This is a genomic window from Streptococcus sp. 2154 (assembly GCF_013277255.1).
Taxonomy (GTDB): domain Bacteria; phylum Bacillota; class Bacilli; order Lactobacillales; family Streptococcaceae; genus Streptococcus; species Streptococcus pseudopneumoniae.
The window spans coordinates 1-14,743 of the sequence record NZ_VMMK01000048.1; the positions used below are offsets into that span (position 1 = coordinate 1).

Here is a 14,743-nt window from a genome sequence, read left to right on the forward strand (position 1 = left end):
TAAAAGCCGATGAATTATAAAACCACGCATCCTATGTGACTCGTGGTTCTTTTTTATAAACTAGTAGAGTGTTTTGGTTGTACTTTTTGTTCAGGGTCTATGTAGTTGATAGCATTATTGACAGCAGTTGGAGCTTCTCCGAGACCTGTCGCAATCAAGTCAATTTTTCCGTCATAGTAGCAGCAGTCACCAATAGCATAGATACCTGCTTGGCTGGATTCCTGTTTGCTGTTGACGATAATCTTGTGTCGGTTGAGTTCCAACCCCCAGTTTTTAAGATTACCGACAGAAGATTTGAAACCATAGTTGACAAAGAGGTGATCTAAGTCAATCGTTTCGGTTTCATCAGATTTGACTTTTGTGATTTCAAGTTTATCAATCGTGTTTCCATCTCCAAGGAGTTGGCTAGGGACGAATGGTGTCTTGATGGTCACAGATGATTCTTGCAAGGCTTGAACGCTGTGTTCCAAGGCACGGAAATTATCTCTGCGGTGAACAAGGGTAGTTGGTGCGATTTTTTCAAAAGCCAAAGTCCAATCCACAGCCGAATCTCCCCCACCAAGAATCGTCACTTTCTTACCAGCGTATTGCTGAATGTTAGAAACGTGGTAGTGGATATTTTCATAGCTCTCAACCCCTTCAAGTTCCAGCGGACGTGGTTTGAAGGCACCGCCACCCATAGCGATGATAACTGTTTTAGTCAGGTGACTTCCTTTAGAAGTTGTGATGGCAAATTCTTCTTGTTTGTCAATCTCAAGAACCGTTTCATTGAGATGAATAGGGGTATCAAAGCTGTTTAGCTGTTCAATCAAGCGGTTAGTCAACTCTTCTCCAGTCAGGTTTGGGAAGCCTGGTACGTCTAGGATTTCCTTTTCAGGGTAGAGAATAGCAGGTTGTCCACCTAGCTGGGGAAGAGAGTCGATGATTTGAACCTTGGCTTGGCGTAGGTGGGCATAAAAGGCTGCAAAAAGCCCGACAGGACCACCACCCACAATGGTAATATCATAGAGTTGAGACATAGTTTCTCCTTTGTTTTTTCTAGTCAGTTTATTTTATCATATTTTTGTTCAATGTAAAATGGACTAGGATAGGGAAAAAAATGCCAGAAAATGGTATAATAGGATGAAAGTGTTTTGATAGGGAGGATATCAGGGATGAATTTTCAACAATTATCCAATCTGCAATATTGGACCAGTTTGTTTGCAAGTCCATGGACGATAGCTATCAATCTGATTGATATTTTGATTGTTGCTTATATTTTATACCATTTTACAAAAGCTATTGCAGGAACCAAGATTATGATTTTGGTACGTGGAGTTTTGGTGTTTATTTTAGCTCAAATCCTTGCAAATATGATTGGCTTGACTACGATTTCTTGGTTAATCAATCAAATTATTACTTATGGGGTTATTGCGGCGGTTGTTATCTTCTCTCCAGAGATTCGGACTGGTTTGGAACGTTTGGGAAGAGCGATAGATTTCTTTTCCAATGCCTCTATTAGTGCTGAGGAACAGATGATTCGTGCCTTTGTTAAATCAGTTGAATACATGAGTCCTCGTAAAATCGGGGCCTTGGTTGCTATTCAGCGTGTACGTACCTTGCAGGAGTATATTTCGACAGGAATTCCCTTGGATGCTAAGATTTCTGCAGAACTTCTCATTAACATTTTTATTCCCAACACTCCCCTACATGATGGTGCGGTGATTATCAGAGAAGAACGTATCGCTGTGACGTCTGCCTATCTGCCCTTGACAGAAAGTACAGGAATTTCCAAGGAATTTGGAACTAGACACCGGGCGGCTATTGGTTTATCAGAAGTCTCAGATGCCTTGACTTTTGTCGTATCAGAGGAAACGGGAGGAATTTCGATAACCTATAATGGAAGCTTTAAGCACAACCTAACACTTGATGAATTTGAAACAGAATTACGTGAAATCTTACTTCCAAAAGAGGAAGCGGGTCTTAGTTTTAAAGAACGATTGCTAGGAGGATGGAAACATGAAAAAAAATAGTTTATATATCATATCCTCACTCTTTTTTGCTTGTGTCTTATTTGTCTATGCTACGGCGACGAATTTTCAAAACAGTACCAGTGCTAGGCAGGTAAAAACGGAAACCTATACGAATACAGTAACAAATGTTCCTATTGACATACGCTATAATAGTGATGAGTATTTTATTAGCGGTTTTGCTTCAGAAGTCTCAGTGGTCTTGACTGGTGCAAATCGCCTATCGCTAGCTAGTGAAATGCAAGAAAGCACACGTAAATTCAAGGTTACTGCTGACCTAACAGATGCCAGTGTTGGAACGATTGAAGTTCCTTTGAGCATTGAAGATTTACCCAATGGGCTGACCGCTGTGGCGACTCCGCAAAAAATTACAGTCAAGATTGGGAAGAAGGCTCAGAAGGATAAGGTAAAGGTTGTACCAGAGATTGACCCTAGTCAAATTGATAGTCGGGTACAGATTGAAAATGTCACGGTGTCAGATGAAGAAGTGTCGATTACGAGTGATCAAGAGACATTGGATAGAATTGATAAGATTATCGCTGTCTTGCCAACTAGCGAACACATAACAGGTAATTACAGTGGTTCAGTACCTTTGCAGGCAATCGACCGCAATGGTGTTGTCTTACCGACAGTTATCACTCCCTTTGATACAACAATGAAGGTAACTACAAAACCAGCAGCACCAAGTTCAAGCACATCAAATTCAACTACAAGCAGTTCATCGGAGACATCTTCGTCAACGAAAGCAACTAGTTCAAAAACGAATTAAAAATAGAAAAAGGATTTTATAAAAATGGGTAAATATTTTGGGACTGATGGAGTCCGTGGAGAAGCTAATGTGGAACTTACTCCAGAATTAGCTTTTAAGCTAGGACGTTTTGGAGGCTATGTTCTTAGTCAACATGAAACGGAAGCACCGAAAGTCTTTATAGGACGTGACACACGTATTTCAGGGGAAATGCTAGAATCTGCCTTGGTAGCTGGTCTTCTATCTGTAGGAATTCACGTATACAAACTAGGTGTTCTGGCGACACCAGCAGTAGCTTACTTGGTAAAAACTGAGGGAGCAAGCGCCGGTGTCATGATTTCTGCTAGCCACAACCCAGCCCTTGATAATGGAATCAAGTTCTTTGGCGGTGATGGCTTCAAACTAGATGACGAAAAAGAAGCAGAAATTGAAGCCGTGCTAGATGCTGCGGAAGACACTCTTCCTCGTCCAAGTGCAGAAGGCTTGGGAACCTTGGTAGATTATCCAGAAGGCTTGCGTAAGTATGAAGGCTACCTTGTTTCAACTGGAACTCCTCTTGAAGGAATGAAGGTTGCCTTGGATACAGCTAATGGTGCAGCTTCTACAAGTGCCCGTCAAATCTTTGCAGACCTTGGTGCTCAGTTGACTGTTATAGGGGAAACACCAGATGGTCTTAACATCAACCTTAATGTTGGTTCAACCCACCCAGAAACCCTTCAAGAAGTGGTCAAAGAAAGCGGCTCAGCTATTGGTTTGGCCTTTGATGGAGACAGTGACCGTTTGATTGCTGTTGATGAAAATGGCGACATCGTCGATGGTGACAAGATTATGTACATCATTGGGAAATACCTTTCTGAAAAAGGACAATTGGCTCAAAATACAATTGTGACAACTGTGATGTCTAACCTTGGTTTCCACAATGCCTTGGATCGCGAAGGTATTAACAAGGTAGTCACTGCAGTTGGCGACCGCTACGTTGTTGAAGAAATGCGAAAATCAGGCTACAACCTCGGTGGTGAACAATCTGGGCACGTTATCTTGATGGACTACAATACAACAGGTGATGGTCAATTATCCGCTGTCCAATTGACAAAAATCATGAAGGAAACTGGTAGGAGCTTGTCAGAGTTGGCAGCAGAAGTAACCATCTATCCACAAAAATTAGTCAATATCCGAGTGGAAAATGCCGTGAAGGAAAAGGCTATGGAAGTGCCAGCTATCAAGGCTATCATCGAGAAGATGGAAGAAGAAATGGCAGGGAATGGTCGTATCTTAGTACGCCCAAGTGGAACAGAGCCCCTCTTGCGTGTTATGGCAGAAGCGCCTACCACAGAAGAAGTTGACTACTATGTTGATACCATCGCAGACGTAGTTCGAGCTGAAATTGGGATGGACTAAAACTTAGAAAACTAGATGAAAATAAAAAATTATGGTACAATAGCTTATAATATTGTAGCCGAGGGAGAAAGATATGAATCTTAAACGTGAACAAGAATTTGTTAGTCAGTATCATTTTGATGCGCGTAATTTTGAATGGGAAAATGAAAATGGAGCTCCTGAAACTAAGGTGGATGTGAACTTCCAATTGCTCCAACATAATCAAGAAAATCAAGTGACTTCCTTGATTGTCATCTTGACATTTATGATTGTATTTGATAAGTTTGTCATCAGTGGAACCATTTCACAGGTAAATCATATCGATGGCCGTATTGTCAATGAACCAAGTGAATTGAGCCAAGAAGAAGTGGAAACTTTGGCTCGTCCATGTTTGAATATGCTCAACCGTTTGACTTACGAAGTAACTGAAATTGCATTAGACTTACCAGGAATCAATTTGGAGTTCTAATATGAAACTAGCTGTTATCACAGATTCTTCTGCCTATCTCAGTGCAGAGACCTTGCAAAGAGAAGATTTGTATGTCTTGGATATTCCTGTCAATATTGATGGTGAGGAGTATGTCGAAGGCATCAATCTGACTGCTGAGGAATTTTACCCAAAAATGGCTCAGGCTTCTGAATTGCCTAAGACCAGTCAACCAAGTATTGCCAAGTTAGATGAGATCTTAACTTCGCTCAAAGAACAAGGTTATACACATGCCTTGGGGCTGTTCCTATCTTCTGGAATTTCAGGTTTTTACCAAAATATCCAGTATATGGTGGATGACTATGAGGGTTTAACCATTGCTTTCCCAGACACTTTGATTACAAGCGCTCCCCTAGGCATCATGGTTGAAAGCGTCTTTAACTGGCGAGATCAGGGCGATGATTTTGCTATCATTCAGGATAAGCTAGCTATTCAAATCAGCCGTACGTCAGCTTTTATCATGGTAGATGACCTGGATCATTTGGTAAAAGGTGGGCGCCTTTCAAATGGGGCTGCCATTTTGGGCAATTTGCTTAGCATTAAGCCAATCCTTTATTTTAACGATCAAGGTGTGATTGAAGTTTACGAAAAAGTTCGTACGGAAAAGAAAGCAACCAAGCGCTTGATTGAAATCATCAAGGAAACAACGGCTTCAGGCCAATATCGGGTCATTGTCATTCATGGGAATGCTCCTGAAAAGGCTGAAGAATTGCGTCACCACTTGATTGAATCTGGAGTGGGTACGGATATTTCACTAGCTACATTTGGTAGTGTCATTGGAACCCACCTAGGAGCAGGAAGTATTGCTCTAGGTTATATTCCAGTGATTTAGTTGGCACTTTTAGACTAGTTAAGATGCCTTGTATCTTAGCAATTGAACACGGACTACCTGCCTCTTGAAAAAAGATGCCTGTCTTGCCTTTCGTGGCAAGTCAGCGTCATTCCCTATTTTTCATGGGCAGCTAAGGTCCTTTGTATCTTGATAATTGAACACGCCTGGGACCCTGTGTGAAAAAGATAGTTCTTCCAAGGAGTAGACACTTCTTGATCAGAATTCCTATTTTCACTTTGTGTTCTTACAGGCCTTGTATCTTAGCAATTGAACACGGACTACCTGCCTCTTGAAAAAAGATGTCTGTCTTGCCTTTCATGGAAAGTCAGCGCCATTCCCTATTTTTCATGGGCAGCTAACGTCCTTTGTATCTTAGACAGGAGTAGAGATGAGTATTCGAGTAATTATTGCAGGTTTTAAAGGCAAGATGGGCCAAGCTGCTTGTCAGATGGTCTTGGCTGATCCAGACTTGGACTTGGTAGCAGTTTTGGATTCTTTTGAGTCTGAGTCAGAATGGCAGGGTATTCCTGTTTTCAAGGATAAGGTTGATTTAGCAGGCTTTGAAGCGGATGTCTGGGTAGACTTTACTACACCAGCCGTTGCCTATGAAAACACACGCTTTGCTCTTGAAAATGGCTTTGCTCCAGTAGTTGGAACGACTGGTTTCACGAGTGAAGAAATTACAGAGCTAAAAGTATTTTCTCGTGCCCAAGATTTGGGTGGTTTGATTGCCCCTAACTTTGCACTGGGTGCTGTCTTGCTCATGCAATTTGCAAGGCAGGCTGCCAAATATTTCCCAAATGTGGAGATTATTGAGCTTCATCATGACAAGAAAAAGGATGCTCCGAGTGGAACAGCTATTAAAACAGCTGAGTTGATGGCAGAAGTTCGAGAGTCTATTCAGCAAGGTGCGCCTGATGAGGAAGAATTGATTGCAGGTGCCCGTGGTGCTGACTTTGATGGCATGCGGATTCACTCAGTTCGTTTACCAGGCTTGGTAGCCCATCAGGAAGTCATCTTTGGCAATCAGGGAGAAGGATTGACGCTCCGTCATGACTCCTATGATCGCAGCTCCTTCATGACAGGGGTGAATTTGGGAATTAAAGAAGTTGTCAAGCGTCATGAGCTTGTCTATGGATTAGAACACTTATTATGAGATTAACGCAAATGCCTTCTGAATTTCAGAAGGCTTTACCAGTATTAGAAAAAATTAAAGAAGCAGGTTTTGAGGCCTATTTTGTTGGAGGTTCTGTTCGAGATGCCCTTCTCAATCGCCCTATCCATGATGTGGATATTGCGACGTCTTCTTATCCAGAAGAGACCAAGCAGATTTTTCCGCGAACAGCCGATATCGGAATCGAGCATGGAACCGTCTTGGTCTTAGATGGGGATGAGGAGTATGAGGTAACCACCTTTCGGACAGAGGATGTCTATGTGGACTATCGCAGACCCAGTGCGGTTTCTTTTGTTCGCTCGCTAGAAGAAGACCTTAAGCGCCGTGATTTTACAGTCAATGCCTTTGCCTTGGACGAGACAGGGGAAATCATTGACTTGTTTCATGGTTTAGAAGATTTGGAAAAGCAAGTCTTACGAGCGGTTGGAGTGGCTAGTGAGCGTTTCAACGAAGATGCTCTACGAATTATGCGTGGTTTCCGTTTTCAGGCTAGTCTTGGCTTTGAACTTGAGCCAGAAACCTTTAAAGCTATGAAGACATTGACGCCCCTTTTGGAGAAAATTTCTGTGGAGCGTACCTTCGTTGAGTTTGATAAACTCTTGCTGGCTCCATTTTGGAGAAGGGGCTTGGCTTCCATGATTGAGAGTCAAGCTTATGACTATCTCCCTGATCTGGCATCTAGCCAAGACAAACTTAACAGACTGTTTGATTTAGAGACTGATTTCACCTTTGAATCTTCAGAGCAAGCTTGGGCGGCTCTACTGTGGGCTTTGGAGATTGAAAATGCGCAGCCATTTTTGAAAGCTTGGAAGACCTCACGCCAGTTTGCCAAGCAAGTTCAGGATTTGCTGACTATTTTGGCTCTGCGTGAAAAGGGAGAATTGAGCAAGCGCGATTGTTACCGCTTTGACTTGGAGTTGCTTTTACAGGCTGAAAATCTTCGTCATACCCAGGGAAAACCAGTCAACCCACAAGTCATAACAGAAACCTATCAGAGTTTGACCATTCATGACAAGAAAGAAATTCAGATTAATGGTGGCATTTTGATCAAGGAATATGGTTATCAGCCGGGACCAGACTTGGGAGAGATTTTAACAGAGATTGAGTATGCCATTGTCGATGGAGAATTGGAAAATGACCGACAAGCCATCCATGCTTATCTGAGGGAGAAGAAATGAGTGATTTTATCGTTGAAAAACTAAGTAAATCTGTCGGTGATAAGACCGTTTTTAAGGATATTTCCTTTATCATCCATGACCTAGACAGAATTGGTTTGATTGGTGTCAATGGAACAGGGAAGACCACCCTTTTAGATGTTCTTTCTGGCGTTTCTGGCTTTGATGGGGATGTCAGTCCCTTTTCGGCTAAGAATGATTACCAGATTGGTTATTTGACTCAAGATCCTGATTTTGATGATAGCAAGACGGTCTTGGATACGGTTCTTTCCAGCGACCTCAAGGAAATCCAGCTCATTCGTGAGTATGAGTTGATCATGCTCAACTACAGTGAGGACAAGCAGGCTCGTTTGGAACGGGTCATGGCTGAAATGGACTCTCTCCAAGCTTGGGAAATCGAGAGTCAGGTCAAGACTGTTCTCAGCAAGCTGGGGATTCAGGACTTATCTACTCCTGTTGGGGAATTGTCAGGTGGTCTAAGAAGACGGGTCCAGTTGGCGCAAGTTCTTCTTGGTAATCACGACCTCTTGCTGCTGGATGAGCCAACCAACCATCTGGATATTGCGACTATTGAGTGGCTGACCCTCTTTTTAAAAAATTCTAAGAAGACAGTTCTCTTTATCACTCACGATCGTTATTTCTTGGATGCTTTGTCAACTCGGATTTTCGAGTTGGATCGAGCTGGATTGACCGAGTATCAAGGGAATTATCAGGACTATGTTCGCCTTAAGGCGGAACAGGACGAGCGTGACGCAGCTCTTCTCCACAAAAAAGAACAACTCTATAAGCAGGAATTGGCCTGGATGCGTAGACAACCGCAGGCGCGTGCGACCAAGCAGCAGGCTCGTATCAATCGTTTCCACGACCTGAAAAAGGAAGTTTCAGGCAATACTGATGAGACAGACTTGACCATGAACTTTGAAACCAGTCGGATTGGGAAAAAGGTCATCGAGTTTCAGGATGTTTCCTTTGCCTATGAAAACAAGCCTATTTTGCAAGATTTTAATCTCTTGGTGCAAGCCAAAGACCGCATCGGAATCGTTGGGGATAACGGTGTTGGGAAATCAACCCTGCTCAATCTAATTGCAGGCAGCCTTGAGCCGACAGCAGGTCAAGTTGTGATAGGGGAAACTGTTCGCATCGCCTATTTCTCTCAGCAAATTAAGGGCTTGGATGAAAGCAAGCGAGTGATCAATTACCTGCAGGAAGTGGCAGAAGAGGTCAAAACCAGTGGTGGTTCTACGACTTCCATTGCAGAGTTGCTGGAGCAGTTCCTTTTCCCACGTTCGACGCATGGAACCTTGATTGAGAAATTGTCTGGGGGAGAGAAAAAACGTCTTTATCTCCTCAAACTGCTTTTGGAAAAACCAAATGTTCTTCTCTTGGACGAGCCGACCAATGATTTGGATATTGCTACTCTTACAGTTTTGGAGAATTTCTTACAAGGCTTTGCTGGTCCAGTTTTGACTGTTAGTCACGACCGCTATTTCTTGGATAAGGCAGCGACCAAGATTCTCGCTTTTGAGGATGGCAAGATTCGTCCTTTCTTTGGTCATTATACCGACTATCTTGATGAAAAAGTCTTTGAAACAGAGATGGCCAATCAAGTGCAAAAGGCTGAAAAGGAGAAAGTGGTCAAGGTTCGTGAAGGCAAGAAACGCATGACCTACCAAGAAAAGCAGGAGTGGGCAAGCATTGAAGGCGATATTGAAGCCTTGGAAAACCGTATCGCTGCTATTGAAGAGGAAATGCAGGCTAACGGCTCTGACTTTGGTAAGCTGGCTACTCTCCAAAAAGAATTGGATGAGAAAAATGAAGCACTCCTTGAAAAATACGAACGCTATGAGTATCTCAGTGAATTTGATAGTTAGAAGAATAGAAAAAGCCCGTCTCATGACAGGATTTCTCTATTCTTTTTTTGTTTCCTGGTGGAAGACATTTTGCCAAGTTTCGTGGCGACGCCAGATACTGGTATGGACGATACCATCTAATTCATAGCAGATGAGTTTGGTCTTTTGACTGATGGAAGTGATTTGGATGTCCTTGATAGCTGAATTCAAGTCTTTTTCTGCTTTATAGGCTTCTTTATCCATCTGCTTTCCGTCTTGGCGAATATAGACAAAATCATCAGCCAATAGTTCTTCCAGTTGATTTCCTTGGTCAATCAATTGTTCACGCATAAGCAATTTCTTATAGACATTGTCTAAAATTTCATCCTCAGGGATAGGCGCTGGCTCAATATGGACATCGGTATCAAAAACCCCAAAACGTTCCTCCAGCATAGACTCGACCTGATCCGCGATTTCATGACTCTCAAAAACAGACAGGTCAGGGTTCATCTCTAGCGTAATATCCAGGTAGATGTTGCTACCGTAGGTACGACCTCTTTGGGACTTAACCTTGCTGATTTTGGGAATTTCCATGATGGCCTTTTGATAATCCTCAAGCAGACGGTCGTCAAAGCCATCCGAAAGGCTAAAGGAAGACTCGATGAAGATATCATAGGCAGTCTTCAAGATAAAGAAAGTGATGATGATAGCAACCAGTTTATCCACAATGGGATAATTGAAACTACTAGCTAGGATGGCAATGGTGGTTCCAAGTGAGGTGACAGCATCAGAAAGATTGTCCTTTGCTGCGGCCTTCAGTGCCTTGGAGTTGGATTTCTTACTGAGGCGAGTATTGTAGAGATAGACCACAGACATAATCGCTGCAGACATAATTCCTAGAGTTGCACCCAGAGGATCAATGACCGTTTCTTCACGACTGAGAATCTTTTGAATGGTATCCCTTAGAACATCAAAGCCAACATAGAACATGATGATGGAAGTGATTAAGCTAGCCAAATCCTCAATCTTCCAGTGGCCAAAACGGTGGTCTCGGTCAGCAGGCTGGCGTGCCATTCGGATTCCAATCAAGAGGGCTACATTTCCAATGATGTCCGACACGTTGTTGAAACCATCGGCCACCAAACTGGATGAATGAAGAAGATGGCCAGTAGCCAATTTCGCTGCAGACAAGAGCAGGTAGGTTGAAATACTGATAATGGCACCACGTTCAGCTAACTTGAGATTTGAGATAGATTGCTTCATTCAACTTCCTTTCTAGTTATATAGCATTCTACCATTATACTGGTTTTCAAGGGAAAATTCAAATAAGGTAGTTTTTACTCTTTTAAAACTCCCCAAAATTTGGTATAATAGTACTACTCAAGGGAGTAGCTGGCAGAAACCTGTGATAGTGTCGTCATTCCGAATTTTATACTGAAAAGTATGTTTTCCGGCACTATCTTAAACAGCGAGACTTGTTATGATTAACAGGTCTCTTTTTGTTTGTCGTGAAAAGATGCGATGAGGGAAAAGAGAGTCTGTTTTGCACACAATGTCAAGGAGGAGACACATGTCAAAAGAACAAAAACGCCAAGCGTTTTACACTCAGAGTCCTGAAGAGGTCTTGAAGGCTGTGGATGCGACCGAGCAAGGTTTGTCATCAAGTGAGGCGGAAAAGCGCCTTGCCGAATTTGGCCACAATGAACTCGAAGAAGGCGAGAAACGATCAATCCTGGTCAAATTCATCGAGCAATTTAAGGATTTGATGATTATTATCCTAGTTGCGGCGGCTATCTTGTCAGTCGTGACTTCTGGTGGGGAAGATATCGCAGATGCCATTATCATTTTAGCCGTGGTTATCATTAACGCTGCCTTTGGTGTTTACCAAGAAGGAAAAGCAGAAGAAGCCATTGAAGCCCTCAAATCTATGTCAAGTCCAGCTGCTCGCGTTCTTCGTGATGGGCATATGGCGGAGATTGATTCAAAAGAATTGGTACCTGGAGATATCGTTGCCCTTGAAGCAGGTGACGTTGTGCCAGCAGACCTACGTTTGCTAGAAGCCAACTCTCTTAAGATCGAAGAAGCTGCTTTGACAGGTGAGTCTGTGCCAGTCGAAAAAGACTTGTCAGTCGAGCTTGCGACAGATGCTGGTATTGGTGACCGTGTCAATATGGCCTTCCAAAACTCTAACGTGACCTATGGTCGTGGGATGGGTGTTGTTGTCAATACAGGGATGTACACGGAAGTTGGTCATATTGCTGGTATGCTTCAAGATGCGGATGAGACGGATACACCCCTCAAACAAAACTTGAACAACCTTTCTAAGGTCTTGACCTATGCTATCTTGGTCATTGCCCTTGTTACTTTTGTAGTGGGTGTCTTCATTCAAGGGAAAAGTCCACTTGGTGAGTTGTTGACTTCTGTTGCCCTTGCCGTTGCAGCCATTCCAGAAGGACTTCCTGCTATCGTTACCATCGTTCTTTCCCTTGGTACTCAAGTTTTAGCCAAACGCCATTCCATCGTTCGTAAATTGCCAGCAGTTGAAACACTTGGTTCAACTGAAATCATCGCTTCTGATAAGACTGGTACGCTGACTATGAACAAGATGACAGTCGAAAAAGTCTTCTACGATGCAGTCCTACATGACTCAGCTGACGACATTGAACTAGGTCTTGAAATGCCGCTTCTACGTTCAGTTGTCTTGGCAAACGATACGAAAATCGATGTGGAAGGAAACTTGATCGGTGATCCAACCGAAACAGCCTTCATCCAGTATGCCTTGGACAAGGGCTACGATGTTAAAGGATTTTTAGACAAATATCCTCGTGTAGCTGAGTTGCCATTTGACTCTGACCGTAAACTCATGTCAACGATTCACCCATTGCCAGATGGTCGTTTCCTTGTAGCAGTCAAAGGTGCGCCAGACCAACTTTTGAAACGTTGTGTTCTTCGTGACAAAGCTGGTGATATTGCTCCGATTGACGAGAAGGTTACAAACCTCATTCACACAAACAACTCTGAAATGGCTCACCAAGCCTTGCGTGTCCTTGCAGGTGCTTATAAGATTATTGATAGTATTCCAGAAAATCTGACTTCTGAAGAGCTTGAAAATGATTTAATCTTCACTGGTTTGATTGGAATGATTGACCCTGAACGTCCTGAAGCTGCTGAGGCTGTTCGTGTGGCTAAGGAAGCTGGAATCCGTCCAATCATGATTACAGGTGACCACCAAGACACAGCAGAAGCTATTGCTAAACGTTTGGGAATCATTGATGCAAACGATACAGAAGACCACGTTTTAACTGGTGCTGAGCTCAACGAATTATCTGATGAAGACTTTGAAAAAGTTGTTGGTCAATACTCTGTTTATGCCCGTGTGTCTCCAGAGCACAAGGTTCGTATCGTCAAGGCTTGGCAAAAACAAGGTAAGGTCGTTGCCATGACAGGTGACGGTGTCAATGATGCGCCAGCTCTGAAAACAGCCGATATCGGTATCGGTATGGGAATCACTGGTACAGAGGTTTCTAAAGGGGCTTCAGACATGATTCTTGCTGACGACAACTTTGCGACTATTATCGTTGCAGTTGAAGAAGGACGTAAGGTCTTTTCAAATATTCAAAAGACTATTCAGTACTTACTTTCTGCCAATACTGCTGAAGTATTAACCATCTTCCTATCAACCCTCTTTGGTTGGGACGTCTTGCAACCAGTTCATCTTTTGTGGATTAACTTGGTAACCGATACCTTCCCAGCAATTGCACTAGGTGTTGAACCTGCTGAGCCTGGCGTCATGAACCATAAACCACGTGGACGCAAGGCAAGCTTCTTCTCAGGTGGTGTTTTGAGTTCTATTATCTATCAAGGTGTACTCCAAGCAGCTCTTGTTATGAGTGTTTATGGTCTTGCGATTGCTTACCCAGTTCATGTGGGTGACAATCATGCCATTCATGCAGATGCCCTAACGATGGCCTTTGCAACCCTTGGTTTGATTCAGCTCTTCCATGCTTACAATGTCAAGTCTGTCTACCAATCCATCTTGACAGTTGGTCCATTCAAGTCTAAGACCTTTAACTGGTCCATCTTGGTATCCTTTATCCTTCTCATGGCAACAATCGTTGTAGAACCGCTTGAAGGAATCTTCCACGTAACCAAACTAGACTTGTCACAATGGGGAATTGTTATGGCTGGAAGCTTCTCAATGATTATCATCGTCGAAATCGTTAAGTTTATTCAACGCAAACTCGGTTTTGACAAGAATGCGATTTAAGGGAGGTTTCGGATGTCAGCATATCAATTACCGACCGTATGGCAGGATGAAGCTAGTAATCAAGGAGCCTTTACGGGCTTAAATAAACCAACAGCAGGTGCCCGTTTCGAACAAAACTTGCCAAAAGGAGAACAAGCTTTTCAGCTTTATTCACTGGGAACACCAAATGGTGTGAAGGTCACTATCTTATTGGAAGAATTACTAGAGGCTGGTTTTAAGGAAACGGCTTACGACTTGTATAAGATTGCTATCATGGATGGGGATCAATTTGGTTCAGACTTCGTAAAGCTCAATCCAAATTCCAAGATTCCAGCCTTGTTGGACCAGTCAGGAACTGAAGAAGTAAGAGTCTTTGAATCTGCTCATATTCTCCTTTATCTTGCTGAGAAATTTGGAGCCTTTCTACCAAGTAATCCTGTGGAAAAGGTAGAAGTTTTGAATTGGCTATTCTGGCAAGCTGGGGCTGCACCTTTTCTAGGTGGGGGATTTGGACATTTCTTTAATTATGCCCCTGAAAAATTGGAATATCCTATTAACCGTTTTACGATGGAAGTGAAACGCCAGTTGGATTTATTGGATAAGGAATTGACTCAGAAACCTTATATTGCAGGCAATGACTATACGATTGCAGATATTGCCATCTGGTCTTGGTATGGACAGTTAGTTCAAGGAAAACTTTACCAAGGTTCTGCAAAATTCTTGGATGCCTCAAGTTACCAGAATTTAGTAAAATGGGCAGAAAAAATTGCCAATCGTCCAGCTGTTAAGCGTGGGATGGAAGTAATTTATAAAGAAATTAATACTCTTTGAAAATCTCTTCAAACCACGTCAGCGTCGCCTTGCCG

Annotated in this window: 12 protein-coding genes; 10 read left to right on the forward strand and 2 right to left on the reverse strand. The window is 42.8% G+C overall.

Annotation, left to right across the window (positions count from 1 at the left end):
* Positions 1-53 precede the first annotated feature (53 nt).
* The gene (locus tag HT693_RS08620) at positions 54-1,019 is read right to left on the reverse strand and encodes an NAD(P)/FAD-dependent oxidoreductase (protein ID WP_138702737.1); all 966 of its coding nucleotides are present in this window, start codon (positions 1,017-1,019) and stop codon (positions 54-56) included.
* Between the two features lie 135 nt (positions 1,020-1,154).
* On the opposite strand from HT693_RS08620, the gene cdaA reads away from it, so the two are divergent.
* The 8 genes from cdaA (at position 1,155) to HT693_RS08660 (ending at position 9,673) form a co-directional block, all read left to right on the forward strand.
* Positions 1,155-2,012, forward strand: a complete 858-nt coding sequence (cdaA, locus tag HT693_RS08625; RefSeq protein ID WP_172925111.1) for a diadenylate cyclase CdaA — start codon at positions 1,155-1,157, stop codon at positions 2,010-2,012.
* A complete protein-coding gene (locus HT693_RS08630) occupies positions 1,999-2,778 on the forward strand; it encodes a CdaR family protein (RefSeq protein WP_000742288.1) in 780 nt (259 codons plus the stop codon). The genes cdaA and HT693_RS08630 overlap by 14 nt, the downstream gene beginning before the upstream one ends.
* A gap of 24 nt (positions 2,779-2,802) precedes the next feature.
* The gene (glmM, locus tag HT693_RS08635; protein WP_172925112.1) at positions 2,803-4,155 is read left to right on the forward strand and encodes a phosphoglucosamine mutase; all 1,353 of its coding nucleotides are present in this window, start codon (positions 2,803-2,805) and stop codon (positions 4,153-4,155) included.
* Between the two features lie 73 nt (positions 4,156-4,228).
* Positions 4,229-4,603 carry a DUF1149 family protein gene (locus HT693_RS08640; protein ID WP_001050094.1) on the forward strand — a complete coding sequence of 125 codons (375 nt, stop codon included), beginning with the start codon at positions 4,229-4,231 and terminating at the stop codon, positions 4,601-4,603.
* A gap of 1 nt (position 4,604) precedes the next feature.
* Positions 4,605-5,453, forward strand: a complete 849-nt coding sequence (locus tag HT693_RS08645; RefSeq protein ID WP_000762177.1) for a DegV family protein — start codon at positions 4,605-4,607, stop codon at positions 5,451-5,453.
* A 388-nt stretch (positions 5,454-5,841) separates the two neighbouring features.
* Complete coding sequence (gene dapB, locus HT693_RS08650) at positions 5,842-6,609, forward strand: 4-hydroxy-tetrahydrodipicolinate reductase (protein WP_000027885.1); 768 nt, start codon at positions 5,842-5,844, stop codon at positions 6,607-6,609.
* On the forward strand, positions 6,606-7,805 hold the full coding sequence (locus HT693_RS08655) for a CCA tRNA nucleotidyltransferase (protein WP_023938479.1): 1,200 nt from the start codon (positions 6,606-6,608) through the stop codon (positions 7,803-7,805). The genes dapB and HT693_RS08655 overlap by 4 nt, the downstream gene beginning before the upstream one ends.
* On the forward strand, positions 7,802-9,673 hold the full coding sequence (locus tag HT693_RS08660) for an ABC-F family ATP-binding cassette domain-containing protein (RefSeq protein WP_172925113.1): 1,872 nt from the start codon (positions 7,802-7,804) through the stop codon (positions 9,671-9,673). Before HT693_RS08655 ends, HT693_RS08660 begins: the two co-directional genes overlap by 4 nt.
* 36 nt (positions 9,674-9,709) lie before the next feature.
* Here HT693_RS08660 and mntE read toward each other — a convergent pair whose 3' ends face one another.
* On the reverse strand, positions 9,710-10,894 hold the full coding sequence (gene mntE, locus HT693_RS08665) for a CDF family manganese efflux transporter MntE (RefSeq protein ID WP_172925114.1): 1,185 nt from the start codon (positions 10,892-10,894) through the stop codon (positions 9,710-9,712).
* Between the two features lie 307 nt (positions 10,895-11,201).
* Here mntE and HT693_RS08670 point away from each other — a divergent pair, with 307 nt between their 5' ends.
* Positions 11,202-13,898, forward strand: a complete 2,697-nt coding sequence (locus HT693_RS08670) for a cation-translocating P-type ATPase (protein WP_172925115.1) — start codon at positions 11,202-11,204, stop codon at positions 13,896-13,898.
* A 12-nt stretch (positions 13,899-13,910) separates the two neighbouring features.
* Positions 13,911-14,708 carry a glutathione-dependent disulfide-bond oxidoreductase gene (gene yghU, locus HT693_RS08675; protein ID WP_001277397.1) on the forward strand — a complete coding sequence of 266 codons (798 nt, stop codon included), beginning with the start codon at positions 13,911-13,913 and terminating at the stop codon, positions 14,706-14,708.
* The last annotated feature ends 35 nt before the right edge of the window (positions 14,709-14,743 follow it).